This is a genomic window from Citrobacter sp. Marseille-Q5395, from assembly GCF_947057495.1.
GTDB classification, from domain to species: Bacteria; Pseudomonadota; Gammaproteobacteria; order Enterobacterales; family Enterobacteriaceae; genus Citrobacter; species Citrobacter murliniae.
In genome coordinates this window covers 262,922-289,562 of record NZ_CAMSEL010000009.1, presented here as the reverse complement: position 1 = coordinate 289,562, position 26,641 = coordinate 262,922, and the positions used below count along the sequence as shown (strand labels likewise).

The window sequence follows — 26,641 nt, the reverse complement described above, 5'->3', positions numbered from 1 at the left end:
CTAACGACACCATCAAAGACATGCAGACCCGCCAGCGTGATGTTGCTGCTCTGGATGCCAAATACACGAAGGAGCTTTCTGATGCTAATGCGACTATCGAAAGTCTCCGCGCTGATGTTTCTGCTGGTCGTAAGCGCCTGCAAGTCGCCGCCACCTGTGCAAAGTCAACGACCGGAGCCAGCGGCATGGGCGATGGAGAAAGCCCAAGACTTACAGCAGATGCTGAACTCAATTATTACCGTCTCCGAAGTGGAATCGACAGGATAACCGCGCAGGTTAACTACCTGCAGGAATACATCAACACGCAGTGCCTGAAATAAACACCCATTGCAAAGTACAAAGTCCATTTAATGAGCCTCGCAATAGCGGGGCTTTTTATTACCAGAAGCAGGAGAAGAAGTATGTTAACAGTAAAAGTAATGTCGCCTGGTGGCGGCGAAGAGATTCATTGCGGTCTGAGCGTTGGCTTTAACCCGAACCAGCAGAGTATTGCAGTCTCGGGAATGGACCAGAACGTGTTCCTGAAGCAGGGTGAAGTTGCCTATGTGATGAACGCTAACGGTAAGACCATTTCCCGTTACGAACACACAGTGCAGCAGTAGCCATTACAGCAGGCATTCACTGAGTGCCTGCGATAATGCTATATGTTTTTTGGGGAGTGAATATGCCACCGCGCACACCGAAGGCCGGCCTGAAAGGGGCGATACAAAAAAGGGAAAAAATGAAAAGACATAAGCGAAATAAAAAAGCCACCACATCTGCAAATGTGATGGCTGGCATTCGGATTAATTCAGGTTGGCTGAATAAGTTAGCCGCAGATATTACTAAAATAATTAATGAAGCATGTCCCTGATCTCATCTGAGATATCTCTTGGCCCTGCAGGCTGAGACGAATCCATGCCGTTAGCGATCTGATTAAGCGTCATGGCGATAATCTCTCTGTTACGGGTGGTCTCCGCAAGAAGGTTAGCTGTTTTACGATAAGAGTCTGCAAACTCTTTTTTGTCTGCGTTTGATATTTCAGCAACTTTCAATGAGAGGTGAACGATTGCAGCTGTCTGCCCTGCCAGCATGGCAATGATTATTTCCAGTTGTTCTTTAGTCACGGTACTCCCCTTTAGTTTAATTAGAACAACGAATAGTAGCACCTGCATAAAAGTAGTTGCATGCCGCCGCGCACATCAAACACAGGAGAAGACATGTCCGAGCCGCGTATCTATAACAGTCGCTGGGACAAAGCCAGGCTCTCATTTCTGAAATCAAATCCGCTATGCGTCATGTGCCTTCGCCAGAACAGAGCAATCCCTGCAACGGTGGTTGACCATGTAAGGCCGCATAAGCTGAAGGAAGCACTGAAGGGCGGCAATAAGGAAGAGATAGCGAAGGCACAGAAGCTTTTCTGGGATAAGACTAACTGGCAACCACTAGGGCGGATATCACGAGGTTGAAAAGTGATAATGACGTTTTGCGGAGTGATAATGCGCTACAGGCGACAGTGATAACTACACAGGCTTTCAACTTCAATCGGTTTAACCAGATAGCAGAGAACGCCAACCGCCTTAACTCGCTGATAGATGCCGGTACTGAGAAAACTGTCATCGAATACCGGGAGATTCTCCGACGTGAAAAGACCTGTGATCTGCCTGTTCCTGCTGATGTCGCTGGTGGGCTGCTCAAATACGCGTACCGTTTACGTGCCAGCGCAATGCACCCCGATACCGGGAACACTAACGCAACCGATGATAGTACCGCTGCCGCCAGCTCAATGACGTATTGTCAGGCCGTCCTCTGGATTGAGCCGCTACTGGCAACGATAGAAAAGGGTAATAACAATTTTTCCGGTATACGGGAGATTGAGAATAACCGCGCAATGCGATAACTATCACAGTTTCACTCGGTGGTTAGCTTGATAAGGATAAAAAGGACTCCATGATGTAGATTCTGATGCTAATAAGGATAAAAAATGATTTTTCCCATTGTGAAGTCTGTCTACATCAACAGCAAAACTGATAGTCGTTTAATACGTTATGATGTTATTCGTACTGACCCCGATACCTACCTCGTCAAAGTTTTCGATAATCAACAGCGTGGAATTTCGGTACCAGACCTGATTAGTCAAATTGCCGAGTTCGAAATAACTCGTGCTGCCTATAATGAAAAATATCAGGTGGGTAATTGCGTAGTCGTGAAAATGAATGCGGACCCCGGATTTGAAAACACCATTGATGGTGAGTTGCAAGCACATCGAGATAGTTTGTCGTGAAAACAACCGCCTCCGGGCGGTTTTTTGTTTCTGCATGGGGAAGAAATTATGGCTGCTCTTAAGAACCTTATTCAGCAATTGAATCAAATGCAAAAGCAAATTCCATTTGCGACAGCTCAGGCTATGACCAAAGTTGTACGCCAGATAGAGACGGCACAGAAAACAGCGTTTGAACGTCATCTGGAGAGCCCTACACCGTTTACTGTTAAATCAGTTGGTTCGGTTGCTGCGAGAAAGAACAACCTGACCGCAAAGGTTTTTGTCCGTGATACTGCGGCTGGCTATCTGGAACCATTCGAGTTTGGTGGAGAGCACAAGCTCAATAGCCAGGCTCTTTTGAACCCCAAGAACGTCAAACTGAACAAATACGGCAACATGCCGCGCAATAAGCTCTCACAGCTTAAAGCAAAGGAAAATGTATTCGTAGGTGAGGTGGATGGCATTAACGCTGTCTGGCAGCGTAAGAAGCCGATGAAAGCTAAGAAGCGACGGGCCAAGCGCTCCGCTAATGGGACGCGAAGACCGAAACGTAAACAGCGTTCTCCAAAGCTTTTGATCCGGTTTGGTGATGCGCTACCTGTGACTCCAGTGCTGGGGTATATGGATAGGGCCCGTACCATGGCGAACGCACTGCTACCGTCTGCTTTAAATCAGGCGATAGCAGAAGCCATCAGGACGGCAAAATAAAAGCAGTAACTTATAAGTTAATTTCGCAAGCTTTTATGAAGCTGTTTACTGCAGTTGTCGATCCAGAAACATTGGCTGACATGGAATGCTGGTTTCCGCCATCCTTTGTTTGCACACCAACTAACACTTTGGATTTCGCCCCCTGAAGCTGCTTAAGCACTGTTTTTAGTTGGTCCGTGTCATCCGATTGAATCTGGAGGCTCTGAACATTACGTCTTGAAAGGGTAGAATCGAGCTTCACTGCGGTATTCCCGTCGACCTTCATTATCAGGTCCATTGGTACCTCTGATAGTGATTCGGTGCTTTTATCCATTTCAACGTATGCCGCCGATAGCTTTTCTTTAGTGCAGTCAAACACAATGGCGCCATTGTCGGATGAAACCTCGCCAAGCATCATTGCTTTCTTACCACCAGAGAAAAGGTCATCTTCAGTATTAGTTACCCACTGGGCATGAGCAATTGGTGATGCCAGCACTGCGGCTACGAAAGTTATTTTGATTATATTGTTACCCATTACATTCTCCTTGTATTGAATAGGAATAATCATAGTCGGAGCGAATGGTCGAAGCCATTAAAAAAATGGGTCCTTCCTGAGACTTTTGTAAGGTACGGGCATTGCGCGTCGCGGTGTTTTCCTAGCTACAACTTTCAGATTTGTGTCCCATGTCCCACCTCTGGCGATCATTACGGACACCTCGCCAGCTCTGGCTATTCCAGTTTATTCCAGTGGGACATTCTGGTGGGACATGGCAAAAATGTCCCAGGCGAATGTCCCACCCCAGAAAATGTCCCAGGTGATGTCCCATGACCACGATGAACCAGAGTCAGTACGCACAACATTCAGGTGTGGATCGCAAAACAATTGGTCGGTGGATTAAAGCCGGGCGCTTCATTGTGATGGACGGAGACCTGATTGACGTAGAGGCCAGCGATGCGGCATTGAAGAAAAACCGCGATGGCAAAGACCCGCGCGCCTCGAACGCGAAGAAAAAGAAAACTCCCGTCGTTAGCGATAACGATGATGACGGTGATGAAATCAATAAAACTGTCCGCCAGATAATGTTCACTGAAGGGGCAGATCTTTCGAGAGAGGAAGCGGGACGTATCCGCGAGAATTACATGGCCCTGCAGGCAAAGCTGCAGTATGAAAAAGACAGCGGCCAGCTTATTGAGCTGACAGCAGCCGAGGAGGTTTTATTCAACGCCTTTCGCCAACAGCGTGATGCCTGGCTTAACTGGCCGTCCAGGGTGGCGCCGCTAATGGCTGCTGATCTGGATGTACCGGCGGACAGGATGACAGAGGTGCTGATTGAACATGTCCACAAACACATCTCAGTCCTCGGAGAGCCAGAGTTTAACCCGGCAGAAGATTGAGCGTCTTGAATTAAGCGTCCGCAAAGGCTGGACACCCCCGCCGCGTATCAGTGTGCCGCAGTGGGCAGATGACTATCGTAAGCTGGCAAAAGAGGCTGGGAGCACTTCGGGAAACTGGGAAACATCGACGGTAGAAATTGCCCGCGGACCGATGCTTGCCGCGACGGAGTCCGGGGTTCATATCATCACTGTAATGTGCTGTACCCAGTTGATGAAGACAGCACTGCTGGAAAACCTTTTTGGCTATTTTGCCCACCTCGATCCTTGTCCGATACTGCTGCTGCAGCCGAAAGAAGAAGCCGCTGAACAGTTTTCGAAAGAGCGTATTAGCCCGCTGGTAAGGGTGACGCCGGTACTGCGTAAAATCATCGGTGATTCGAAACAGAAAAGCTCGAAAGAAACCATTCTTTACAAGGCGTTCACTGGCGGATTTCTGGCGCTGGCGGGTGCTGGTAGCCCTGATAACCTTGCGCGTCGTCCGATTCGTGTCCTGCTGGCGGATGAAGTGGACAAGTACCCGATAACCCGCGAAGGCGATCCAATTGCGCTGGCCGAAGAGCGTACAGCGACATTTGGCCTGACCTGGCTGTCTGTACGCGCCTGTTCGCCGACGGTGGAGGATGAGAGCCGCATTGCTGACAGCTACGCCGACTCCGATCAGCGCCGGGCATCTGTGGTTTGCCCGCACTGTGGCCACCGCCAGTTCCCCGACTTTTTCAAACACGTTCAGTGGCCGAAAGAGGGAGATAAACACCTGACTAAATCGGCGATGCTCTATTGCGAATGCTGTGGTAGTGGCTGGTCCGAAGGACAGCGCCTCAGAGCTCTGCAAACTATTCGATGGCATCAGACGCGCCCATTTGAGTGCTGCGGGGAGCGGCACTCACCGCTGATGGATTATGACCTTGCCTGGCGGGCGGCAGACGAGGGCAGCGTTGAAAAGGTCTGGCAATGGTCAGAGTCGGAACGGCATGCGGTCTATCGCGCAATCTGCCCCTCCTGTGGAAAGGAGGCAGTCGATAACCACCACGTGGGGTACCAGGCATCCAAGCTTTTCAGCCCCTGGCAAAAAGATAAGCCGTCGGATATTGCGAAAAAATATATCGATGCGAAGGGCGATCCGGATAAGGAACAGGCGTGGTGGAATACCCAGATGGGGCTTCCGCACCGACCTAATCATGGGAAACAGCTCCCTGTTGATGTTCTGCTGGCGCGCCGGGAAATATTTCCGGCCGTCGTTCCGGACGGGGTGGCATTGTTAACAGCTGGAGTTGATACCCAGGACGATCGCTTCGAAATTACGATCACCGGCTGGGGGAGAGATGAAGAATCGTGGTCGGTCGCGCATGACGTTATTTATGGTGACCTTGAGACGGAAGAACCCTGGAAGCGACTGGATGCATACCTGAAACAGATCTGGCGACGTGGTGACGGGCGCGGCCTGAATATCATGGCAACGTGCATGGACTCCGGCGGCCACCATACGCAGAAGGTATACGAATTCGCCAAAGAGCGTCTTGGCCGTCGTGTCTGGGCAATTAAGGGGGAGTCTGCACAGGGAGGCAAACGCAATCCTGTCTGGCCGACCAAACGACCATCATCGAAAAGCAAAGCCAGTTTCCGCCCTGTCATTCTGGGGGTTAACTCAGCGAAAGACGTGATACGCGGTCGCCTGCATCTTGAGCCACCCAAACCTGGCGCCGCCGCTGCGGGTTATATGCATTTTCCTGACGATCGCGATCTCGGGTACTTCAATCAGCTGCTGGCGGAGCGACTGGTTTACAAAGTCATTTCCGGGCAGCGGTACAGTATCTGGGAAGCAATACCAGGACGAGCTAACGAAGCGCTTGACTGCCTCGTTTACAGCTATGCCGCGCTGTGCGGTCTCAAACATATGGGGTTAAAACTCAACGTCCGGGCCGCCAACCTCGAAGCCGATCCGGATAAGTTCCTGCCAGCGCCAGTTGGACAGGAAGAAAAAATCAATTACGAGCTGCCGGGTGCGGTTATTGAAGAACCAGCGCCGGTCAAACGTAAGCGAATATCGCAACTCCTGCCGAAATAAGGAAAATCATGTTCAACCGGAACACCAGCCTGCTTGCCGGCGCAATGACTGACGATCAGCTCAGGGATGCGCTTGCGAAAGCTCAGCAGGCGTACATTGATTTAGCAACCGGGAGCCACGGTGTTTCGTTTTCCTATACGCAGGGAGACGGGACGCGATCAGTGTCCTATCAGCAAAGCACCCTGGCTGATCTGCTGGCCCTGATTCAACTTCTGCAGGCGCAACTGGGGATTATCTCTCGTCCCCGGAAACCAGCGAGGTTTAGATTCTGATGAATAAAGTACAGATACTGGGCTCTGATGGGCAGCCGTTGCGACAGCAGCGTCCCTCTATGCTGGTGGGGGGGAGCCGCGTACCTTATGACGCAGCTGACTCTTTCAGCGATCAACTGGCGAACTGGCAACCCGCGCTGTGGTCCCCGGACAATGAAATTAACATTTACCGGGATCGCATCGTGTCCCGCGCACGCGATCTGGTCCGTAATGACGGCTGGGCAAACGGTGCGGTCACACGTCTGCTGGATAATGCGGTTGGTGCCAACTTCCGCCCCATCATGAAACCCGATTACCGTGTTCTCAGAATGATCACCGGAAACAAGGCGTTTGATGCGTCCTGGGCGGAAGAGTACGGAAAAGCACTGGACGGGCACTGGCGGACCTGGAGTAACGATCCTGGCCGGTATTGTGATGTTGAACGAAAACTCACCGTGTCGCAGATGTTACGCCTGGGATTTCGTCACAAGCTTATTGACGGGGATGCTCTGGCCATTCTCCAGTACAGAACTGACAGGCTTGGTCCCGGAAGAGGGCGTTACGCCACCACGGTACAGATTGTCGATCCTGACCGCCTCAGTAATCCTCAGCAGAATTTCGATATGCCAAATATCCGTGGTGGCGTTGAAATTGATGCGGACGGTGCGCCGGTTGCTTACCACATCAGGGAGGCCCATATCGGTGACTGGTGGAGCGGGGCTAAAACCATGACGTGGCAGCGTATCCCGCGTGAAACTGACTGGGGCCGCCCGCATGTGGTTCACGATTTTGATCATGAGCGTGGCGCGCAGCACCGCGGTAACGGCATCCTGACTCCGGTTATTCAGCGTCTGAAAATGCTGGTGAAGTATGACCAGAGTGAGCTTGAGGCAGCAATTCTTAATGCCATATTCGCCGCTTACATTGAGTCACCCTATGACCCTGCGATGGTTCAGTCTGCCCTGGGCGAGACCTATGACGAGTCGGAGTTAGGCACTTATCAGGACGGGCGTGTTGAGTTCCATAACGATCGGCGTCTGACACTTCAGAATGGTGCCCGAATGCCCATTCTTTATCCTGGTGAGAAAATCACGACGGTTAACGCGGCGCGGCCCTACAGCAATTTTGAAGTCTTCGAATCTGCTGTTCTCCGTAATTTTTCTTCAGGAACAGGGTTGTCCCCACAGCAGGTCACCCAGGACTGGTCTGACGTTAACTACAGTTCTGCACGCTCCTCGTTGCTGGAGGCATGGAAAACACTGACTCGCCGCCGGGACGATTTTTCTACCGGCTTCGCTCAGCCCATTCTCACCGCCTTTGTTGAAGAAGTTCACGACAATGAGGATTTACCCCTGCCCGCAGGCGCACCTGATTTTGTTGACGCCAGAGCCGCGTATTCTCGCGCGCGCTGGATGGGGCCAGGGCGCGGCTGGGTGGATCCGGTTGCAGAGAAAAAAGGCGCCATTCTTGGTCTGGATGCCGGACTTTCCACCCTCGAGATTGAGGTGGGTGAAAACGTCGGTGAAGACTGGGAAGAAGTGCTTGATCAGCGCCAGAGAGAAATTGAGTCATGTCTTAAACGCGGATTACCGCTTCCGAGCTGGGCACAGGCTGACCAGTTTGCGAGCCAGACCATTACCGATCCGGAGGAAAAGTGAATCTACCCCATCTGGCCCAGCGATTATTTAACACCCCGCTGGCGCTGCACCCGAGTAAAGCCGAAGTCATCATGGCATCCGTAATGGACCGATTTGGTATCAGTAAAATCGAATCTTCTCTTGCCATCGAGGATGACTGGTACGGATATGACGATAACCGGGGACGTGAATCCCGTAGTGATCCGGGTTATGACAATGTGCTGGGTGTCGCCGTCATCCCGATATGCGGAACGCTGGTGCAAAAACTGGGCAGTCTGCGTCCGTACAGTGGAATGACAGGGTATGACGGCATTCGTCAGGCGTTTCTTACTGCGATGGAAGATCCCGACATTTCGGGCATTTGCCTGGATATCGACTCACCCGGCGGCGAGGTCGCTGGATGCTTCGATCTGGTTGATGTCATTTACGGCTCCCGGGGGAAAAAGCCTATCCATGCCATTCTGACGGAAAGCGCTTATTCCGCTGCGTATGCCATTGCCAGTGCAGCGGACCGGATTTCTGTTCCGCGCACCGGCGGAGTGGGTTCTGTGGGTGTGATCACCATGCACCTTGACTGGACGCAGCGGATTAAAGATGACGGTCTTAAAGTTACGATCATCACCTATGGATCCCGCAAGGCTGAAGGTTCGCCGCTGAGAGAGTTGTCAGATGAAGCGCTGGCCGCCATCCAGCAGGACATTAACACCATGGGCGAATTGTTTGTGAACACTGTTGCCAGAAACCGGGGGATTAGCGCAAAGGTTATAAAAAGTACCCAGGCCGCCTGTTTTATGGCTGCTGATGGCGTTGAAATTGGACTGGCTGATGAGGTGTGTCCTCCTGACGCTGCGTTCAAAAACTTACTTGAAAAAACAGGAGCCTGAAATGGCAAAGAAAAAGACGTTTAGTTTTGCTCACCTCATTGGTCTTGGCCCTTCCGCTTCTGAGGAAGAAGAGGATAAAAAAGCCAAAAAAGCGAAAGCCCGTCGCGCGGAAGAGGACGAGCGCGAAGATGATGCCGATGATGATGAGCGCGACGACGACGCGGAAGAAGACGAACGCGACGATGATGCTGAAGATGACGGCGATGATCCGGATGCGTCAGAAGATGATGATTCTGAAGACGACGGCGACGACGATCGCAAAGAGAGTAAGGCGGTAAAAAATGCACGCGCTGCTGAGCGTAAACGCTGCGCCCGTATTTTCGGCAGTAAGCATGCAGCTGCGAATCCTTCACTGGCCGCGTCACTGGCTTTCAATACCGGGATGAGTTCTGCGGCAGCAATTAATGTCCTAGCCTCTTCGGCTCCGGCCGTAGCCGCATCTCAGCCATCCCGTAAACGCTCTCTCGATCAGCGTATGCAGGAAAGCCACCAGGTCCGGCTTAATCCGGATAGCGGACAGAAAGAGACCGGAAAGTCTGCGCTGGTAAGTAAAATGACCGGCCTCTACAACTCCACAAGAGGAGAGAAATAATGGATCAGTTTGGTCAGAATGCGTTTGCGCCTGGCATGAAGAGCGCGCTGTTTGTTCCGGATCAGCTTGTCGCTGGCACGCTCCAGCTGGTGACTGACACCGGGATCATTACGGGCGGTGCCTTTAAGCGTGGTACTGTCCTGGGCCTGGTGGCTGCCAGCGGGAAATACACGCAATGTGTGAAAACGGCTGAAGATGGCAGTCAGTTACCCGTTGCTATTCTGGTTGATGATGTTGATGCATCGTCTTCCGATCAGAACGGCGGCCTGTATCTGATGGGGGAATTCAACCAGCACCGAATTATTTTTGATAACTCCTGGACGACCGCTGACCTGAAAAAAGCGCTCCGACCGCTGGCTATCCTCCTGAAAGACAGTGACCAGGCACCTGTAACCACCTCCTGATTTCCCCCACGGCTCTCCTGACGAATGCTTTAACCGGCAGGGGCTGGCTCGTTTAAATTTTTTGCCAGCTGCGGCTGGCACTATCAAGAGACTGAATATGGAAAATATTTTTGATACCAGCGTGCTGGTGCAGGTTGTTCCTAACCTGAAAACCAGTCAGAACTGGCTGCTCGATCGCTTCTTCCCGAATGTCGTGACTTACGAGACTGAAGAAGTGGCGATTGATGTTGATGTCGGCCTGCGTCGTATGGCGCCGTTCGTCTCCCCGCTGGTGGAAGGTAAGCTGGTCGAATCCCGTAAATACCAGACCAATACCTTCAAACCGGCATACATCAAAGATAAGCGCGCGCCGGACCTGCGCAAACCTATCCGCCGCCAGATTGGTGAGCGTATTGGCGGGGAATATACCGCTGCCGAGCGCGAAATGCTGAACCTTCAGTTTGAAATGACTGACCAGATTGACATGATCAACCGTCGTCTGGAATGGATGGCGGCGAGTGCGCTGGTGTCTGGGACCGTAACCGTCGCCGGGGAGGGCTATGAAACTAAGGTGGTGGATTTCGGGCGTGCTTCGGATCTGACCATCACTCTTAGCGGCTTGGATAAATGGCCACTGACCGTTGCAGCTGGCGCTACCAATACCCAGCCATCAGATGACATTGAAATCTGGCAGACTACTTTCCTGAAAGAGTCCGGCTCTGTCGCCACGGATCTGGTCTTTACGAATAAGTCATGGCGTGCATTCCGACTGGATACCACCATCAAGGATAACGCCATTACATTCCCGGCGCTGAGCCCGTTTGGTAACCAGATTAACGCCGGCCCACAGGTAATGAAGGGCGCAATTTATAAAGGGCGCTGGGGTAACTTTGACCTCTGGTTATATAACGACTGGTTTATTGACCCGCTGGACAACGTCGAGAAGCCTATGATCCCCGATGGCGCTGTCATTATGAGTGGTGCCGATCTGATGGGTACCCGCGCCTTTGGCGTTATCCTGGACCCGGCTTTCAACTACGGTCCGCTGGCTTATGCGCCAAAATCCTGGGTGAAAGAAGATCCAGCCCAGCGTCTTATCCTGATGCAATCCTCCCCGCTGGTTATTCCGAGCCGGGTAAATGCATCCCTCTGCGCAACGGTGGTCTGATATGGCAAAACAACCTAATACCGGGCTGGCTGATGATCTGAATGCAGAAGGATCTGCCAAAGACGGCCTGAGCGTTGACGACCTGAATGCTGGCGATAACACCCAGGAAAAACAGCCTTTGAGCAAAACAGATGATGCCGAATTGTCTGTTGATGACGATGGTGGTGACGAAAAAACCGGAGACACTGAATCGCAGGAGTATGTGGTGTTGAAAGGGAATTGCATTCGTCATGACGGGGAGATGTACCGCGAAAATATGCGCATCCCTGTAACCGGCAAAGATGCTGAGCGTCTTCTGCAGTCCGGCGTTATTGCTGATGTTGATGTGCTTCGTAAGCGAGTTCTTGCTTCTCAGCCATCAGTTTCAGTTACGACAGGGTAATGACATGGGCGTGGACTGGGATTCTCATCTTCTGAGTCCGCTGCATGATGTCTTTGGCGATGAGCACGAGTACCGTCCACGTAACGGTACTCCTTTTACAATTAACGGGATTTTTGACCGTGGTTATGCGCAGGTTGCTGAAAACCTTGATGGCGATTCAGAAATTAACACCTCCAGCCCGATGTTGGGTGTGCGCGATGCTGAATTTCGCAAGCTGGGTAAATCGCAACCTGCTGTATCTGACCGGGTATTTATAAAGACGGTCGGTGGTCACATCATCAATCAGTTATTTGTTGTGTCAAACGTCGAACCCGACAGTCATGGCGGATCTCGTCTTGTCCTCAATGTGGTAAAACCGCGATGAATTCAGCAGCGATACGGCAAATGGTTGTCACTGCACTAACCGGGACAACCAGCGCGGGCGACCGCGTATTCTCTCCACGCGACTGGTCAACTTCACCAGATATGTATCCTGTGTTGTTGGTTCAGACGCCTTTTGAACAGAAAAAATCACAGGGGCGTAATACCCCTGCTTTTACCACCCTCACCACTGTCAGGATCACTGGGCGCGTTCAGGAGTATGACGGCAATACAGTGGATGATGGAGCCATGCGGGCAGAGCTGGCGCTTGAAAGCCTTCGCGAGCAGGTGGAGCGCGCGGTGATCAACAGCTACGAACTGACGCGGAATATTCAGAAATACGCGGAAGTTCGTTCAACCATCAATGTTGATTCAGAAGGAGAGGCCCATATGGGGCAGCTTCTTTTCGAGATCGACATAGAGCATTACCAGGGGCCGGAAGATTTTTATCCTGTCCAGTCGGTTCCCCTTGAGGGCATGGATATTGCGGTCGACATGCCAGACGGCACAGTTAAACCGGGTATCAGCCTCAATCTTCAGGAGTAATCCATGTTTGTTAAGCCGAACAACGGGCTCAGCGTTCGCTGCCCCGTCAAGGGCATCCCATTGCCTAAAGAGGGTGCTGAAGTACCTGACAATATTTTCTGGCGTCGCCGTCTGAGCGATGGGGACGTGATCCTCTCTAAAAAGGATGAGGGCGCGCCAGAGAAACAATCATTACCTAAAAAAGCGGGAGAAAATGAATGACCGTACCTTTCGCTCGTGTTCCCGATAACCTGCGGGTAGGGCTTTTCTTCGTTGAGTTTGATAACTCAATGGCGAATAACGCCACTGCCACGCAGCGCACCCTGCTTATCGGTGGGATGCTCAGTACCGGCTCAACCCCCCCTGGTATTCCGCAGCGAGTTTCCTCTTCGGATACCGTCGGTGAGCTGACAGGAAAAGGGGGAATTCTGCAGGCCATGATGGCGGCGTATCAGAAAAATGATACCGCAGCCGAAGTCTGGATCCTGCCGCTGGAGGAAGACTCCGATTCCATGGTGGCTGCAACCGGCACCATTAAAGTGAGCAGCGCACCGACGGCAACCGGAGTGATCTCCCTTTATATTGCTGGTGAGCGCATTCAGTTGACCGTTGTAGCAACAGATACGGTGGCAGCGATCGCCACCTCTCTGGCCGCGGCGATTAACGCAAAAACCACGCTACCTGTAACCGCCAGTGCGACTACGGATACCGTAACCCTGACCGCGAAGAATCTTGGTGCTACGGGTAATGGGATCGACATTCGCCTGAACTTCCTCGGCTTACCTGGAGGCGAGTCCACACCTGCAGGCCTGGAACTGACGATTACTGCTATGTCTAACGGAGTCGGGGCTCCGGATATTACCGGCGCGCTGGCAAACCTGCAGGATCGGACATTCGATTTCATCATCAACCCTTACGACGATACAACCTCGTTGAATGTGATGAAGGAGTTCCTGTCAGACACTGGCGGTCGCTGGGCATGGGACAAGCAGCTTTATGGCCATTCCTTTGGTACCACCACCGGGACTTACGCCCAGCTCGGTACCAAAGGTGAGCTGCGCAATAACCAGCATGAGACCCTGCTGGGCGTAAATAAATCGCCGTCCCCTTCCTGGGCATGGTCTGCAGCTTACACCGGCGCAGCTGCGGTGAGTCTGCGTAATGACCCCGGCCGCCCGCTACAGTCGCTCGCTGTTCAGGGGGTGCTTGCGCCAGAACTGCAGGATCGCTTTGAGCTGACCGAGCGTAACAATCTGCTGTACAGCGGCATTTCGACATTTACGGTCGATGACGATGGCACGGTGCGCATTGAAAACCTGATCACCACCTACCAGAAAAACAGCTATGGCGATGCAGATGACAGTTATCTGGAAGTGGAGACGCTGTTCAGCCTGATGTTTGTGACCCGCTACCTGCGCACAGCGGTGACCAGCAAGTTTGGCCGTATGAAGCTTGCTGCGGATGGAACCCGATTTGCACCTGGCGCGGCGATCGTCACGCCAAACATTATCAAGGCCGATCAGATTGCCGAGTACCAGACTCTGGTATGGAACGGTTATGCGCAGGATGCGGAGGCATTCGCAAAAAATATCATCGTCGAGCAGAACGCCAAAAATCCGAACCGCGTCGATGTGCTGTGGCCGGGAACCCTCATGAACCAGTTGCGCATTTTCGCGCTGCTCAATCAGTTCCGCACTCGGGCTGAATCAACAGGAGCTTAAACGATGGCAGGTGATACTACTAACCGCCTGGCGGGAACCGCCTATGTCACTGTTAACGGTGTGACGGTAATGGTGGAGGGCTCGTTTAAATACCAGGCTGCCACCGTAAACCGTACCACCCTGACAGGGATGGATGGTGTGCACGGATATAAGGAAAAACCTGTGGCGCCATACATTTCTGCCCGACTGCGTGACAGTGGCGGAACGAATGTGCAGGGCTTTAACCAGCAGACGAACGTCAACGTGATCGCCGAGCTGGCTAACGGGAAAACTATCATTGGCCGTTCACTCTGGACGGTCAACGTCCAGGAAGTGGAAAGCGAAGATGCAGTATTTGATGTTCGCTGGGAAGGCCGCGACGTAACGGAGAACTAAGATGGCTGAGATTGAACGCGTTAAAACCATTCCATTAACCGTAGCGCTGGATGATGCTGCGGAGAAGACCACTTATACGCAGCTGGAGCTGAAAGCACCCACGCTAAGCCAGGCTGAGCAGTTTTATGAGAAACAGGCTGCGTCAACGTCGCTCGCGGCGATGCGCCTGCTTATTGCGCTGGTTTCCGGTACGCGTGAAAGCGTACTGCAGCCGATGGATTTTCTCGACTTCCGTAAGTGTGAGGAGTATCTGCTCAGTTTTTTGACCTGGAAGCCCTGACAACCTGGCAGGAAATGGCCGCTGACGTCACCTTCTATTTCCGCTGGTCTGAGGACAGGGCGTGGGGAATGACCCGCGCCCGGCTGAAATGGTGGGTGGCGCAGGCATCCCGGATAAACAAGCTTAGGAAACCTGAAGACGATGAGTAATTCTTTTGATTTTGAGCTGGTGGCCAGCGACCAGGTTAGCGAGGCTATAGACCGCATTAATGAGGCTGTCCGTGACCTGGAGCCGAAGCTAGATAAAACTAAAGAAGGGCTCAAGTTAGGCGGTCAGGAAACAGCCGACGGACTGAGCGGTTTTATTTCTCGCCTCGAGAATATGTCGAAGAGCGCGCGGGACAACGTGCAGCTTATCGGGGATATGGTTCCTCCATTGAAAATGGTGGGGGAACTTTCCGGTAAACTTGGTGCGCTTGGGGTTGTTGGTGCTGCCGGTTATGGACTCAAACAGGTTGCCTACGGTTTTCGCGAAGCGTCCAGGGAAGCGTATAACCTGGACGTTTCATCAAAGAATGCCGGTATGCGTGTAGACGATTTTTCCCGTCTTGCTGGAGCGATGCGCATCCTTGGCGCTGATAGTGAAAGTGCCAATGCTTCTATCGATGGTATGGCGAAAACGCTGAAAGAAGCCGCCAGTGGCGCGAATGGGCAGGTACTTGGTGCGCTCGCACAGATCGGTGTTCAGATACAGAAAAATAATGATGGTTCTGTTGATACGCTAAAAACATTACAGGAGATTGCTCGTGTCTTCCCTTCGTTGCGGCCTGAGCAACAAAAGTCCGTAGCGGATGCTCTTGGGCTGACGCCAGAAATGTTGGCGTTAATGCGTGAAGGTGAGCGCATGAAAACGCTGCTGGCTAAATCTGATGAGTTTGGTCTGACTGTGGATCCGGCACTAAATCAGCAATTGAGTGAAGTGAACGGCACTATGAATGAGCTCAGCGCATCCTGGGATGGTCTGTGGCAACGTTCAAAAAACAAGGCACTTAAGACCATTCTTTCGGATGGTTCAGTCAAAGACGGCCTTGAAGGTGTTACCGATCTGTTCACTAATGGTGATTTTACTGGGCTGTCTCATGCTCTCGGTTTTATCAACAGCAATGATGCTGAGAAACTACGGCGCATTCAGAACGATAAGGAACTTTATAACAGCTTACCCCGCAGTGAACGTGGGCAGGTTGACGCGGGTTTCATGACTGATGCTGTAAGAAAGCGGTACGATGCGAATTACCGCGCGACCGATTCTGCGATTCAATTGCAGAATGACTTATCCGCTATCAGCCAGCCACAATCCAACGCTGCACGCGGCAATGTTCCTTACGGGGAAACAAGGAATAACGCAATTGGCTTCAGAAATAATAATCCCGGTAATTTGAGGGTTGCAGCAAACGCAACGGGTAAAAATGGCGGATTTTCTACCTTTGCGAATGATGCCGACGGAAGAGCTGCAATGGCGAGGCAGCTGATGTTGTATGGTGACAGGGGGAATAATACTCTGGATGGGATTATTCATACCTATGCTCCGCAATCAGAGAATAATACTCGTGCATATATTGACTCCGTCTCAAAAGCCACTGGATATGGAGCCAAAGAGCAAGTAAATCTGCACGATCCGGAAACATTAAAAACGATAATGGCAGCCATGATTAAACATGAGAATGGCGCACAACCTTATACTGAGGAACAACTGCTAAACGCCATCCAGACCGCCATTACTGATGATCGGTGGTCAGGGAAGAGAAATCCGGATGTGCTGGCCCAGCAGCGGTATGACATTATCTCTGGATCACGCGGCGTGGATCAAGAACCCACGATACTCAGAACACAACAAGGGAAAAGTGATGAAGTTGCCCTTAGTGAAAATCTGGCGCGGTCGTTTAAGGAGGCCATGTCCGATCAGTCTCTCAAGCTTGAAATCACGATGGTCAATGATAAGGGGGAGCGTAAAACCTATAATGCGGAAAATAATGGCAGAATAACAACGGCCATGAATTACTGATCACTGTCGTCATTTCGTTAAGGAAGAAGTTATGAATGAAAAAGTTTTTGGAGCAAAAGCCATTTAGACTCCAAAGGTTTTTGCGCTTGTTTACCTGGTAATTGGCATTTTCCTCGTTTTTTCTGTTGTCTCAATGAATTTCACGGCGATTACGATATCGGTGGTAAGTGCATTGCTTTTACGTGTGCTTTATGAGTTCCTAATGAACTCATTCAAGGCGACTGAGCATCTTTACAGGATCGCCGAATCTCTTGACCGTAATGGATCCAGCGATAAATAGATAAGTCATTTCAGTGCATATGTAAACCGCCGACATGGCGGTTTTTTTATTTCCGGAGGCGTGATGCCGTCAATTATCCAGGACGCAATAACTTCTCTTTTGGGGGGAGATACCAGCGATGACTGGCAGGGGCAGTTACGGCCCAGCTCATTCAGAGGTGTGCCATTTGCAATTGTTGCTGAGGAAGGGAGCCACGGCCGACGCCAGGCGGTACATGAATATCCCTACCGTGATACAGCCTGGATAGAGGATATCGGGCGGGCAACACGGCGATTTGTTATTCGCGGTTTCTTGATCCAGAACAGCCAGGTTTACGGCGGCGGCGATGCTATCACGCAGCGTCAGTCACTGATTGAAGCCTGTGAACAAAAAGGTAGCGGTACGCTTGTCCATCCGACACTGGGCGAATTAACGGTTTCCATCCCTGAGAATGGTTTGCGTATTTCCGGTTCGATGGAGAACGGGCGAGTATTTGAATTTACCCTGATGGCAATTGAATCAGGGCTTAAAGTGTTTGCTGTCACGGGCAGTACCGTTGCAGGCGCCACGGTGAAAACCAACTATCTGAAACTGGTCAGCACTGCTGTGCTGAGCACGATTGCCAGGGTTAAGAGTGAAATCCGCGGTGTCACACAGGCTATAAACACCATCAGAGGCACGGTCACGTTCTGGACTAACATGGTTGACAGCACCATCAGTCAGGTCACGAATCTCAGCAATGTCCTGAACTCCACGTTCGGGAATACCCGGTACGGACGTTACAGTAAAGGCTCTGTGGGCGGTAGTTCCTCTGCTGTTGCTGGCAAATCGTCAGTTGCTGATGTGGATGATGAGAGAGCACTGGCTGACAAGGTAACAGCCCAGTCGGTAATGGACCGGAAAAATGTTACCGACAGGTCGAGCCAGCTTAGCAGCTCCAACACACCTGATGAGTTTGTCCAGGGCGTCGCCGACGTGGTAAACGCAATTCTTAACAGCGCCGGCAGCGTTAATGACCGAATCACAGCGCTGGAAAAACTGGCTAATTCAATCAGCACGGAGTACCAGCAGTCCGACAGCAGCAAAGCGATTTCGGCGACCATGAACACGCTGATTGTTGTGCTATGTACTGGTGCCATGACCAGTGCCGCTGCGGACTCCAGACCAGCCAGTACAGACGAGGCAGAAGAGTTAACTCAACGAGTTTCTGTGCAACTTGATACGGCGCTGGTTCTGGCTGGAGACCGCGCGGACGATGATATGTATAACGCGCTTCTCGCCGTCAGATCGGCATTCCTTTCTACGATGAGTGAGCGTGCTTCTGGTCTGAGCGAGCTTCTGCAGGTTACTACCGCTCAGCCGCTTCCGGCGCTGACGCTGGCAAACCGATTATACCAGGATGCCACCCGTGCAGATGAACTGGTACAGGAAGCGCGCGTACCGCATCCGGCGTTTATGCCGACAACCATGAAGGTACTGAGGCAATGAATGCAGACAGCGATCTGGATGTTGTTTCTTTGACGGTCGACGGCAAAATCATCGAGGGGTGGGATTCTGTCCGGGTAACGCGGGGTATTGAGCGTTTTCCCTCTGATTTCGATCTTGGGCTAATGGATTACTTCCCTGGCAACGAAGATCGTCAACTCGTTGAAGAGGGAATGTCTTGTGAAGTTCGTATCGGAGATGATCTGACACTGACGGGATATGTTGATGACTGGGAACCCGCACTATCGCGCTCCCGCCATGAGGTCCGCGCCACGGGCAGGAGCAAATGTCAGGACCTGGTGGATTGCTCAGCTGAGTGGCCTAACAACGTCATTAATGCCAGTAATGCACTTGAAATTGCTTCTCGCCTGGCATCCTACTACGGCATCACCGTAACCACGGATGTTGATGAACTTGTGAAGGTACCCCAGTTCACTCTGAACTGGGGTGAGTCTCCGCAAGAAGTCATCGATCGGGTGGCCAGATGGTCTGCTCTGCTTTACTACGATCAGCCCGATGGAAACCTGTTACTGACCCGGGTGGGAACACGTCGTGCGGCGAGTGGGATAGCCGAAGGGGTAAATGTCGAGCAGGCATACTACCGCAAATCGATGGCTGACAGGTTTTCAGATTATGTCGGTGTATCAATGAGCGTTTCTCCAATTGCAGGGTATTCGCCTGATACGGCCTATGACGCTGTGACTCTGGCAACGGCGAGAGATCCGGAGGCCTCCCGTATGCGGTACCGAAAACATATATCGATTGTGGAAAGTACCCTGATGGCTACTCAACAGGCACAAAGTGCGATCGACTGGGAAATGAACCGGCGGTACGGACGTTCAAAACAGCTCTCGGTAACCATCGATTCCTGGCGGGATAAAGACGGGAAACTGTGGGAACCAAACACATTGATCCCCGTTGATCTTCCCACCTTACGGTTGCCGGAGACTGAATTGCTACTGGCAGAAGTCACCTATATGCGCGATGACTACGGCACCCATGCACGCATGACGCTGATGCCGCCTGAAGCATTCGCCGTTCAGCCATATGCCTTCTACCAGAACCTGGCGGGATTCAATACATGAAGCAACTATTTAAACATGCAGCGACTAGGATCGCCGGCATGCTGGGGATTGGCCGGATCACGGCTATGAAAGATGGTGGGGTGGTGCAGTCAATCCAGTACCAGACTCCGCTGGAGGTGGCCAGCGCACCGCGGATGGCTGAATTTGGTTTTTCATCCGGCCTGCCGTCAGGGACTGACGTGGTTCTGGCTTTTATTGGCGGTGATCGTTCCAGCGCGGTGGTAATTGCGTCCAACCATCAGGGGTTCCGTCATACAGGCCTGAAAGCGGGCGAAACGGTCATGTATAACCAGTGGGGTCTTAATATTCTCCTGACGGAGAAGGGGATCTTCCTAGATGCAAAGGGCCAGAATGTTGAGGTCAATAACGCCACTAACGTGACCATCAATGCCAGCCAGGGGATTCTTGCAAATACCCCGATCCTGAGGTGCACGGGTGACATTGTTGATAACTGTGAAACCAATACCCGAACACTGAAAGAGCTGCGGGATGCACATAATGACCATGATCATGTGGTTAAAAATGCCCAGAGTGGCAATGACAATATACGCAGCCAAAAAACAGAGGATCAGGTGACATGAGTGACATCGCTTCATTCTGGAATGTGGATGAGATGTTTGCTGACTGGCAGAAAGGGCTGGGCGAACTCACCACGGGGAACGATTTACAGACTGCAATACTGGACAGCCTGTTTACTGACAGGCTGGCGCGCGCTGACGATGATTATGAGGATAGCGATCGCCGCGGCTGGTGGGGGGATTCTGGGGAGGAATCCCAACTGGGATCCCGGCTGTGGCTGCTACGGCGGAAAAAACTGACCCCGGATGTAGCAAAAAAAGCGGAGGAATACTCGAGTGAAGCGCTCAACTGGTTAAAGGTTGATGGCGTTGTCAGCGAGGTTATTCCTGTTGCCAGGATCGTCCTGCCTGACCGGCTCAATCTCATTATCCGCTATCAGGCACCGGGGAAGGACTGGCAGGAATTCAGGTTTTACTGGATATGGGAGCAACGTTAATATGCCGTTTAAACGACCGACGCTGAGCGAACTCCGCGACGGAAACCGGAAATTTATGCAGGCGGAGCTTGAGGATGTTGGTGCGCTCCTGCGCTTCGCGAACCTGAAGGTACTGGCTGACATGGATGCGGGGATGGGGCATCTGCATTACGCCTACCTTGACTATATTGCCCTGCAGACAAACCCGTTTACCTCTACCGATGAGTATCTCGCCGGGTGGATGGCCCTTAAGCAGGTATTCAGAAAACCAGCTGCAGCGGCGAAGTCGCCTGCGGTACAGGCTAGTGGCAGTGTTGACAGTATTATCCCTGTTGGCTCGATCATTAACCGCGGGGACGGATACCAGTACCGGACGGATGCAGATCTTAAAATTCAGGCAGATGGATTTGGTATCGTCGCGGTGACGGCCATCCTGCCGGATATTACCAGTGATGTAACGGGTGGAGGCGCGCGCGGTAACGCTGATGCCGGGACCATAATGACCCTGGACGCGAATATTGCTGGCGTGGATCCACAGGTAACGTTACTGTCTGCTGCGACCGGCGGAGCCGATATTGAAACGGAAGAGGACTTTCGCAGTCGTGGCTTGCTGGCATGGCAGAATCCGCCTCAGGGTGGAAGCGACGCCGATTATAAAAAATGGGCGCTTGAGGTTTCGGGCGTCACCCGCGCGTGGGTAAAGCGGCGTCTGAACGGGGCCGGGACCGTTGGCGTGTATATCATGTGTGATCGGAATGACAATGGTGGGTTTCCGGTCGGTACCGATGGAATATCCCAACTTGAGGACTGGGGGGCTGTTAAAGCCACCGGAGACCAGCTCGCTGTCGCCGACCACATCTATCAGCAGCAGACAGACACTGCCATTGTTTTCGTATGTTCCCCGATCAAGAAAGTCATCAATATTGAAATCTCTGGTATCAAAAATGCCGACAGCACCACAGTTCAGGGTATAAAAGACGCGCTGACGGCGCTGTTTTTTGATGAGGCTAACCCTGATGGTTCCGGGAAAGTTTACCTCTCTGATATTAACGGGAGTATCGGCGGTGTTAGTGGCACGACGGGCTATATCCTTAACTCTCCGATGGCCAATATCACCTTTGCTGTTGGCGAAATTCCGGTGCTTGGCGGGGTGAATCTTGTATGAGCCTCTTTTCAAAAAATGATTATGCCGGTGCGCTTGGCGCGTTGCTGCCGACGGGCAGGGCGTGGCCCAGATCGCAAAAAACGGTACAGGCTGCGGTATTACGGGCACTGGGCAGCGCGTTTCAGCGTTCTGACAACGATGCGCAAAGCCTGATTACTGGTGCTTTTCCCCCTACAGCGACGGTAATGTTGTCAGAATGGGAAAGCTCTCTGGGGTTACCAGATGATTGTGCGATTGGTGAATCCGGTGGCGTCAGCGATCGCCAGCGCGCCGTGGTGGCAAAGTTAATCAGCACCGGCGGCCTGAACCGCGATTATTACATCCGGGTGGCTGCAGCTCTTGGTTATACCATCACTATCACACAGTTCCGGCCCGCTATGAGTGGCATGTCAGTATGCGGTGATGCGCTTAACGGTGACGAGTGGCCATTTACCTGGCGGATAAATGCGCCACAAACAACGATCAAGTATTCGCTTGCTGGCGCGTCCTACTGCGGAGATCCGCTCGCATCGTGGGGCAATAAACAACTGGAGTGTTCAATCAACAAAATTGCCCCATCCCATCTGAACATCATTTTCAATTATTCATAACTGATATTTCCCCCTCTGATTTTATCGCTTAACACTAAGTGAGGATTAACTATGCTCCGAATCGGGCAAGTCGAAGCCACTGCAACGCAGGATGGCAAATATACTGATGGAAGTGTTGCTGGTGGTATTGCCGCAACGAGGCTGCGGGCAGCAGCGTTTAACGCCATGCAGGAAGAGTTAGCGCATATCGTAGAGTCAGCAGGATTGGCGCTCGACATTAACGATATGACTCAGGTTTTAAAAGCCATTCAAAAACTCACACTGAGCCGTGCAAACCCATTTGCCGATATCAAATCAGATGGTGCAGCGGCGATTTCTACGGCTCTCTCAAACCTTGGTTTAAAAGAAACGCTCAACCCGACAAAACGCGTGAGTATTGGCAGTATCGGAACCGGCGTTTTTGACGGCAGCACACCGTGTATAAATATCGGTGACAGTGACAGTGGATTTATCGGCAGCGCGGATGGCGTACTGGATATTTACTGTAACGGTGCCAAAGTGGGTTCTATCAATGGCAACGGGTTACACATGCTCACCGATATTCATTTCAATAATGCGCACATGACCACTAATGGTGACATTTTTAGTTCAGTGTGGGGGGATAACTGGCTGAGTATCTGGATTACTAATCAGCTAAATACCCGCGCCACCATTGATTATGTTAACCAGACTTTCGCCCGTAAAAATACCGGCAGCATTCAGGACTGGGGCTGGATTCTGGACGACAGCACCGGATTTATAATGCAGTGGGGAACACTTGGTAACTCAAACGGAACCTACAATTTCCCGCGCGCTTTCCCTGTTGGTTGCTTTGTCGTTTTTGTAACCAATACCAACGCTCAGGGCACCCAGGTGGATAACGCATTCGGATACCCGGTGAGCAACAGTCAGTTTTTTGCCGCCACCAAGTCATCAGGAATGGCCAATCTGGTCAATAATTTTCCTGTAGCCTGGTTTGCGATTGGGAGATAAATATCAATGAGCGAATATTATTACAGCTTTAAAGAAAAAGGTTTTTTCTGGCAACCGGATACCGAATCCGATAATTACCCTGACGATTTAATTCCCCTGACAGATGAGTATTATCGCGAGCTGATGCAGGGCCAGGTGGACGGAAAATATATCGAGCACAGGAAAGGAGGCCCGGTATTGGTTGAGCATCGCGAATATACACCTGAAGAGCTGGTTGCACAGGCTGAAGCCAGAAAAGCGGAACTTCTTGCTGAGGCAGAGTCAGTTATTGCACCACTGGCACGGGCAGTAAAACTAAAAATTGCCACAGATGAAGAGATTAAACGGCTGGACGCCTGGGAACTCTACAGCGTAATGGTAAACCGGGTGGACACATCAAAACCTGACTGGCCTGATGTGCCTGCAATCCAGTAATATGACGTTGTGAAAAGACAGGCTGGGACGCAGCGTTAAGAACCTGATCGCACTGATATCAGAGTTACATGAACGCGGTGCCCACTTCCGCTCTTTAACAGACAGCGTTGATACCAGTACAGCCATGGGGCGCTTCTTTTTCCATGTGATGTCGGCGCTGGCGGAGATGGAACGCGAGCTGATCGTCGAACGAACGTTTACGAAAATGAATATCCGCCACAGCGTAATCAAGACGTAACTGTGGCGGGCATTGAAAATCTTTACTCACTCACTAACGAGAATTCAGCCTCTTCAAACATTTCCTGAACAGTACGGCTTATCTGTTCTTTCTCATGCTTGCTGGCGTCAGTGTTGATCGCCGGCAGTATCATCATCGGTTTTACCGGAAAATCAGCATGGATGGCTACTGGTGTTATGAAATTTATGCAATGAGACCAAAGTGGGACATACAAAGCTTTGCACCGGTTTGCAAGGCTTTGCATGTTTTTCGAAGATGGGACGTGTGAGCGCAGTGTTGATGGGGTATGTTATTGACTTAGCAGGTAGTTCTAGGAACTTCTAAGCCGTAGGTCGTAGGTTCGAATCCTACAGGGGTACCATTTCGACAAAATCACTCCTTACTCCTGTTGCATCCACAGCATTAAACCAGCCGGATTGCGATTTACTTTTTCTGGAAATATTTGGATGTATTAAGAATGTAAAACGGGAGCTTGCTGGCTCCCGTTTTTGATTATTACTCCGCCAGAATTACCGCACAACAAGTACGGGACATTTCGCATGGCGAACCACGGCTGACGCCGTTGAGCCCAGCAGATAGGTACTAAAACCTGGCTTATGTGAAGCGATGACGATGAGTTCGGCATCCACTGCTTCCGCCAGTTTGAGAATCTGATCTTTTGGCGGACCATAAACCACATGGGACTGAGTCCTGCCGGTGGGGATATTGAATTGTTTAATTATTTCTTCCAGCTTTTCGGTCGCCTTGGCCTGGAGGCCGCTTCTGTCTGGAAATTCGTTGGAGTAGGCCAGCCCCAGCGATGCGTAGAACGGTACGGTAGGTATAACAGCTAAGAAATGGACTTTGGCGGTCTTGGCATGCGCCTTTACCTGAGGAATAACATGGCGAGTTAAATCGGCTTCAGAGATATCAATCGGCACCAGAATTGAGCGATACATATTCACCACCTCCTGTTTGTTTACCTCTGTATTGAGTGTAGCGAATTTATGTTCTGTATAAGAAGTGACCAGATCAAGGTTTTGTGAATAAATCTCTATGAAAAATAATGCGACGAACTTCTTTCTTTTTTACATCATTTCATTGTATATTTTTTTATATAACGAATGACGTCCAGAGCTTATATTCATCTCAGTGCTGCTTTTCCCGCCTTTTACTCTGACATTTTATTAAATAATAGATTATTAAACTTATAATCCTTGTTAAGTCATTGATTTTTAACTAAACCATATATTTTTATTTTGTTCTTATCAAATATGCGACGGTCTTCAAATTTGCCTGAATGCTGATTCTCATTTCCTTCTGCGCTTGATAAATATCAATAAGTAATAGACTTAGTATAATTATTGTCTACCCATTAAAGAGTAGGTGTCTTGTGGGAATTTAAAATGAGAAAAATAAATAAAACCATCCTCTGGACGATGCTGCTGTGCATTGTTCTTGGTGCGGTTATTGTTTTAGCTGGGCAATGGACATTGCATAAAACTTCGAGCACTGAATTTTGCCTGTCTTGCCATACGATGCAGGCACCATATGAGGAATATACAGGATCGGTTCATTTTCAGAACAAAAGAGGAATTCGGGCAGAATGTGCGGATTGTCATATTCCGGAAGGTGGACTGGATTTCCTCGTCGCTAAGCTGCGAGCAACAAAAGATGTTTATCATCAGTTTGTTACCAAAAAAATCGATACTCCGGAAAAATTCGAAGAACATCGACTTGAGATGGCACAAACCGTCTGGGCACAGCTGAAAGCCAATGATTCTGCTACCTGCCGTAGCTGTCACAGTATGGACGCGATGGATCTTGAAGCGCAAAGCGCTGATGCCCAAAAAATGCATAAAATGGGCATTCAGGAAAAGCAAACCTGTATTGATTGCCACAAGGGCGTTGCCCACTTCCCACCTGAAATCAAAATGGATGACAGCGCTCTCAAAGGACTTGAAGCACAGTCGGCCTCCACTCCTGCTACGGCAAAAGAGCTTTATGTCGTAACTAATACCGCACTCGGTGATTTGGGAACTGTCTATCCCGCTACAAAAATGCAGGTGTTGAAATCGACAGAAAACTCGCGGCTGGTTGAGATCCGTGGAAGCCAGATGCAGGGAACTGAACAGGTGATTTACTACGCAGCAGGTCAGCGTTTAATTCTGGCCAGCCTAAGTGAAAAGGGACAGCAGTCACTTAACATTCTCTCCGACTGGAAAACCGATGATTACGGTAATACATGGCGGGACGTGGCTCTACAGGGAGAGTGGAGTGGTTCTGCTCTCGCCAGTCGTGAGCCAATGTGGGACTACGCTCGCAAACTCGACAATGTGTACTGCGCAGGTTGCCATGCGCCTATTCCTGCGAACCATTTTACGCTCAATGCCTGGCCTTCAGTGGCAAAAGGGATGGGCGCTCGTACCAACATCAGTGAAAACGAACTGGATATCCTGAGCCGTTACTTCCAGTACAACGCAAAAGACATAAATAAATAAGCGATAACACC

Annotated in this window: 34 protein-coding genes and 4 pseudogenes; 34 read left to right on the top strand and 4 right to left on the bottom strand. The window is 51.1% G+C overall.

Going from position 1 to position 26,641, the window contains the following annotated elements; genetic code table 11:
- The 3 genes from OH663_RS12445 to OH663_RS12435 all read left to right on the top strand — a co-directional run.
- Nucleotides 1-320: lysis protein (locus OH663_RS12445; RefSeq protein WP_263525764.1), on the top strand; the 320-nt coding region annotated here is incomplete at its 5' end.
- A gap of 81 nt (nt 321-401) precedes the next feature.
- Entirely contained in the window at nt 402-602 is a 201-nt protein-coding gene (locus tag OH663_RS12440; RefSeq protein ID WP_200010425.1) for a hypothetical protein, read from the top strand.
- A 62-nt stretch (nt 603-664) separates the two neighbouring features.
- Nucleotides 665-853 (top strand): hypothetical protein, encoded by a 189-nt coding sequence (locus tag OH663_RS12435; RefSeq protein ID WP_263525763.1) that lies wholly within the window; start codon nt 665-667, stop codon nt 851-853.
- On the opposite strand, the gene OH663_RS12430 is transcribed toward OH663_RS12435, so the two are convergent.
- The gene (locus tag OH663_RS12430) at nt 834-1,106 is read right to left on the bottom strand and encodes a hypothetical protein (protein ID WP_181617484.1); all 273 of its coding nucleotides are present in this window, start codon (nt 1,104-1,106) and stop codon (nt 834-836) included. The genes OH663_RS12435 and OH663_RS12430 overlap by 20 nt on opposite strands.
- A 93-nt stretch (nt 1,107-1,199) precedes the next feature.
- Here OH663_RS12430 and OH663_RS12425 point away from each other — a divergent pair.
- The 4 genes and pseudogenes from OH663_RS12425 to OH663_RS12410 all read left to right on the top strand — a co-directional run.
- Nucleotides 1,200-1,427, top strand: a pseudogene (locus OH663_RS12425) (HNH endonuclease); the annotation flags it as partial.
- Entirely contained in the window at nt 1,415-1,879 is a 465-nt protein-coding gene (locus OH663_RS12420; protein WP_263525765.1) for a hypothetical protein, read from the top strand. The pseudogene OH663_RS12425 and the gene OH663_RS12420, both read left to right, overlap by 13 nt.
- A gap of 84 nt (nt 1,880-1,963) precedes the next feature.
- Nucleotides 1,964-2,263 carry a hypothetical protein gene (locus OH663_RS12415; protein WP_263525762.1) on the top strand — a complete coding sequence of 100 codons (300 nt, stop codon included), beginning with the start codon at nt 1,964-1,966 and terminating at the stop codon, nt 2,261-2,263.
- Between the two features lie 48 nt (nt 2,264-2,311).
- Nucleotides 2,312-2,950 carry a hypothetical protein gene (locus OH663_RS12410; protein ID WP_016241762.1) on the top strand — a complete coding sequence of 213 codons (639 nt, stop codon included), beginning with the start codon at nt 2,312-2,314 and terminating at the stop codon, nt 2,948-2,950.
- 10 nt (nt 2,951-2,960) lie between these two features.
- Here the strand turns inward: OH663_RS12410 and OH663_RS12405 are convergent, their stop codons facing one another.
- The gene (locus OH663_RS12405; protein WP_263525761.1) at nt 2,961-3,464 is read right to left on the bottom strand and encodes a hypothetical protein; all 504 of its coding nucleotides are present in this window, start codon (nt 3,462-3,464) and stop codon (nt 2,961-2,963) included.
- Between the two features lie 290 nt (nt 3,465-3,754).
- On the opposite strand from OH663_RS12405, the gene OH663_RS12400 reads away from it, so the two are divergent.
- From OH663_RS12400 to OH663_RS12280, 26 genes and pseudogenes are all read left to right on the top strand, one after another.
- Complete coding sequence (locus tag OH663_RS12400; protein WP_263525760.1) at nt 3,755-4,324, top strand: hypothetical protein; 570 nt, start codon at nt 3,755-3,757, stop codon at nt 4,322-4,324.
- Nucleotides 4,266-6,389, top strand: a complete 2,124-nt coding sequence (locus OH663_RS12395) for a phage terminase large subunit family protein (protein ID WP_134900981.1) — start codon at nt 4,266-4,268, stop codon at nt 6,387-6,389. Before OH663_RS12400 ends, OH663_RS12395 begins: the two co-directional genes overlap by 59 nt.
- 8 nt (nt 6,390-6,397) lie before the next feature.
- Nucleotides 6,398-6,661: a gpW family head-tail joining protein gene (gene gpW, locus OH663_RS12390; RefSeq protein WP_000483309.1), complete on the top strand. Its 264-nt coding sequence runs from the start codon at nt 6,398-6,400 to the stop codon at nt 6,659-6,661.
- Nucleotides 6,661-8,298: a phage portal protein gene (locus tag OH663_RS12385; RefSeq protein ID WP_263525759.1), complete on the top strand. Its 1,638-nt coding sequence runs from the start codon at nt 6,661-6,663 to the stop codon at nt 8,296-8,298. Before gpW ends, OH663_RS12385 begins: the two co-directional genes overlap by 1 nt.
- On the top strand, nt 8,295-9,161 hold the full coding sequence (locus OH663_RS12380) for a S49 family peptidase (protein WP_263525758.1): 867 nt from the start codon (nt 8,295-8,297) through the stop codon (nt 9,159-9,161). The genes OH663_RS12385 and OH663_RS12380 overlap by 4 nt, the downstream gene beginning before the upstream one ends.
- A gap of 1 nt (nt 9,162) precedes the next feature.
- Nucleotides 9,163-9,753: a hypothetical protein gene (locus tag OH663_RS12375; protein WP_263525757.1), complete on the top strand. Its 591-nt coding sequence runs from the start codon at nt 9,163-9,165 to the stop codon at nt 9,751-9,753.
- Complete coding sequence (locus OH663_RS12370; protein WP_263525756.1) at nt 9,753-10,157, top strand: head decoration protein; 405 nt, start codon at nt 9,753-9,755, stop codon at nt 10,155-10,157. Before OH663_RS12375 ends, OH663_RS12370 begins: the two co-directional genes overlap by 1 nt.
- Before the next feature lie 97 nt (nt 10,158-10,254).
- Complete coding sequence (locus OH663_RS12365; RefSeq protein ID WP_263525755.1) at nt 10,255-11,304, top strand: major capsid protein; 1,050 nt, start codon at nt 10,255-10,257, stop codon at nt 11,302-11,304.
- Nucleotide 11,305: 1 nt separating this feature from the next.
- Nucleotides 11,306-11,686, top strand: coding sequence for a hypothetical protein (locus OH663_RS12360; protein WP_263525754.1), 381 nt, complete (start codon nt 11,306-11,308; stop codon nt 11,684-11,686).
- A 4-nt stretch (nt 11,687-11,690) separates the two neighbouring features.
- Nucleotides 11,691-12,050, top strand: a complete 360-nt coding sequence (locus OH663_RS12355; protein ID WP_000537794.1) for a head-tail joining protein — start codon at nt 11,691-11,693, stop codon at nt 12,048-12,050.
- Nucleotides 12,047-12,592, top strand: a complete 546-nt coding sequence (locus tag OH663_RS12350) for an ATP-binding protein (RefSeq protein WP_121540161.1) — start codon at nt 12,047-12,049, stop codon at nt 12,590-12,592. The genes OH663_RS12355 and OH663_RS12350 overlap by 4 nt, the downstream gene beginning before the upstream one ends.
- Nucleotides 12,593-12,595: 3 nt before the next feature.
- A complete protein-coding gene (locus OH663_RS12345) occupies nt 12,596-12,793 on the top strand; it encodes a DUF2635 domain-containing protein (protein WP_000497745.1) in 198 nt (65 codons plus the stop codon).
- Nucleotides 12,790-14,292, top strand: coding sequence for a phage tail sheath subtilisin-like domain-containing protein (locus tag OH663_RS12340; protein WP_023157310.1), 1,503 nt, complete (start codon nt 12,790-12,792; stop codon nt 14,290-14,292). The genes OH663_RS12345 and OH663_RS12340 overlap by 4 nt, the downstream gene beginning before the upstream one ends.
- Before the next feature lie 3 nt (nt 14,293-14,295).
- The gene (locus OH663_RS12335) at nt 14,296-14,667 is read left to right on the top strand and encodes a phage tail tube protein (protein ID WP_000896638.1); all 372 of its coding nucleotides are present in this window, start codon (nt 14,296-14,298) and stop codon (nt 14,665-14,667) included.
- A gap of 1 nt (nt 14,668) precedes the next feature.
- The gene (locus tag OH663_RS12330) at nt 14,669-14,947 is read left to right on the top strand and encodes a phage tail assembly protein (protein ID WP_000807719.1); all 279 of its coding nucleotides are present in this window, start codon (nt 14,669-14,671) and stop codon (nt 14,945-14,947) included.
- Nucleotides 14,948-15,088: 141 nt separating this feature from the next.
- Nucleotides 15,089-16,948: a hypothetical protein gene (locus OH663_RS12325; protein WP_263525753.1), complete on the top strand. Its 1,860-nt coding sequence runs from the start codon at nt 15,089-15,091 to the stop codon at nt 16,946-16,948.
- Nucleotides 16,949-17,291: 343 nt separating this feature from the next.
- Entirely contained in the window at nt 17,292-18,695 is a 1,404-nt protein-coding gene (locus tag OH663_RS12320) for a DNA circularization protein (RefSeq protein ID WP_001139208.1), read from the top strand.
- The gene (locus OH663_RS12315) at nt 18,692-19,777 is read left to right on the top strand and encodes a phage baseplate assembly protein (protein ID WP_263525752.1); all 1,086 of its coding nucleotides are present in this window, start codon (nt 18,692-18,694) and stop codon (nt 19,775-19,777) included. The genes OH663_RS12320 and OH663_RS12315 overlap by 4 nt, the downstream gene beginning before the upstream one ends.
- Nucleotides 19,774-20,358 (top strand): phage baseplate assembly protein domain-containing protein, encoded by a 585-nt coding sequence (locus OH663_RS12310; RefSeq protein ID WP_023568807.1) that lies wholly within the window; start codon nt 19,774-19,776, stop codon nt 20,356-20,358. Before OH663_RS12315 ends, OH663_RS12310 begins: the two co-directional genes overlap by 4 nt.
- On the top strand, nt 20,355-20,792 hold the full coding sequence (locus OH663_RS12305; RefSeq protein ID WP_001279799.1) for a phage GP46 family protein: 438 nt from the start codon (nt 20,355-20,357) through the stop codon (nt 20,790-20,792). The genes OH663_RS12310 and OH663_RS12305 overlap by 4 nt, the downstream gene beginning before the upstream one ends.
- Nucleotide 20,793: 1 nt before the next feature.
- On the top strand, nt 20,794-21,936 hold the full coding sequence (locus OH663_RS12300; RefSeq protein ID WP_263525751.1) for a baseplate J/gp47 family protein: 1,143 nt from the start codon (nt 20,794-20,796) through the stop codon (nt 21,934-21,936).
- Nucleotides 21,933-22,526, top strand: a complete 594-nt coding sequence (locus tag OH663_RS12295) for a YmfQ family protein (protein ID WP_001515583.1) — start codon at nt 21,933-21,935, stop codon at nt 22,524-22,526. The genes OH663_RS12300 and OH663_RS12295 overlap by 4 nt, the downstream gene beginning before the upstream one ends.
- Before the next feature lie 51 nt (nt 22,527-22,577).
- A pseudogene (locus tag OH663_RS26080) lies at nt 22,578-22,875 on the top strand (hypothetical protein); the annotation flags it as partial.
- Between the two features lie 179 nt (nt 22,876-23,054).
- Nucleotides 23,055-23,498 (top strand): gp53-like domain-containing protein, encoded by a 444-nt coding sequence (locus OH663_RS26075; RefSeq protein WP_476579517.1) that lies wholly within the window; start codon nt 23,055-23,057, stop codon nt 23,496-23,498.
- A 6-nt stretch (nt 23,499-23,504) separates the two neighbouring features.
- The gene (locus OH663_RS12285) at nt 23,505-23,912 is read left to right on the top strand and encodes a tail fiber assembly protein (RefSeq protein WP_200010464.1); all 408 of its coding nucleotides are present in this window, start codon (nt 23,505-23,507) and stop codon (nt 23,910-23,912) included.
- A gap of 16 nt (nt 23,913-23,928) precedes the next feature.
- A pseudogene (locus tag OH663_RS12280) lies at nt 23,929-24,108 on the top strand (recombinase family protein); the annotation flags it as partial.
- A 64-nt stretch (nt 24,109-24,172) separates the two neighbouring features.
- On the opposite strand, the pseudogene OH663_RS12275 reads toward OH663_RS12280, so the two are convergent.
- Together OH663_RS12275 and uspF are read right to left on the bottom strand one after the other, a co-directional pair.
- Nucleotides 24,173-24,307 (bottom strand): annotated as a pseudogene (locus tag OH663_RS12275) (DinI-like family protein); the annotation flags it as partial.
- A 352-nt stretch (nt 24,308-24,659) separates the two neighbouring features.
- A complete protein-coding gene (uspF, locus tag OH663_RS12270; protein WP_045440843.1) occupies nt 24,660-25,088 on the bottom strand; it encodes a universal stress protein UspF in 429 nt (142 codons plus the stop codon).
- Nucleotides 25,089-25,535: 447 nt separating this feature from the next.
- Between uspF and OH663_RS12265 the strand changes: the two genes are divergently transcribed.
- The gene (locus tag OH663_RS12265) at nt 25,536-26,630 is read left to right on the top strand and encodes a NapC/NirT family cytochrome c (protein ID WP_045440845.1); all 1,095 of its coding nucleotides are present in this window, start codon (nt 25,536-25,538) and stop codon (nt 26,628-26,630) included.
- Nucleotides 26,631-26,641: the final 11 nt, after the last annotated feature.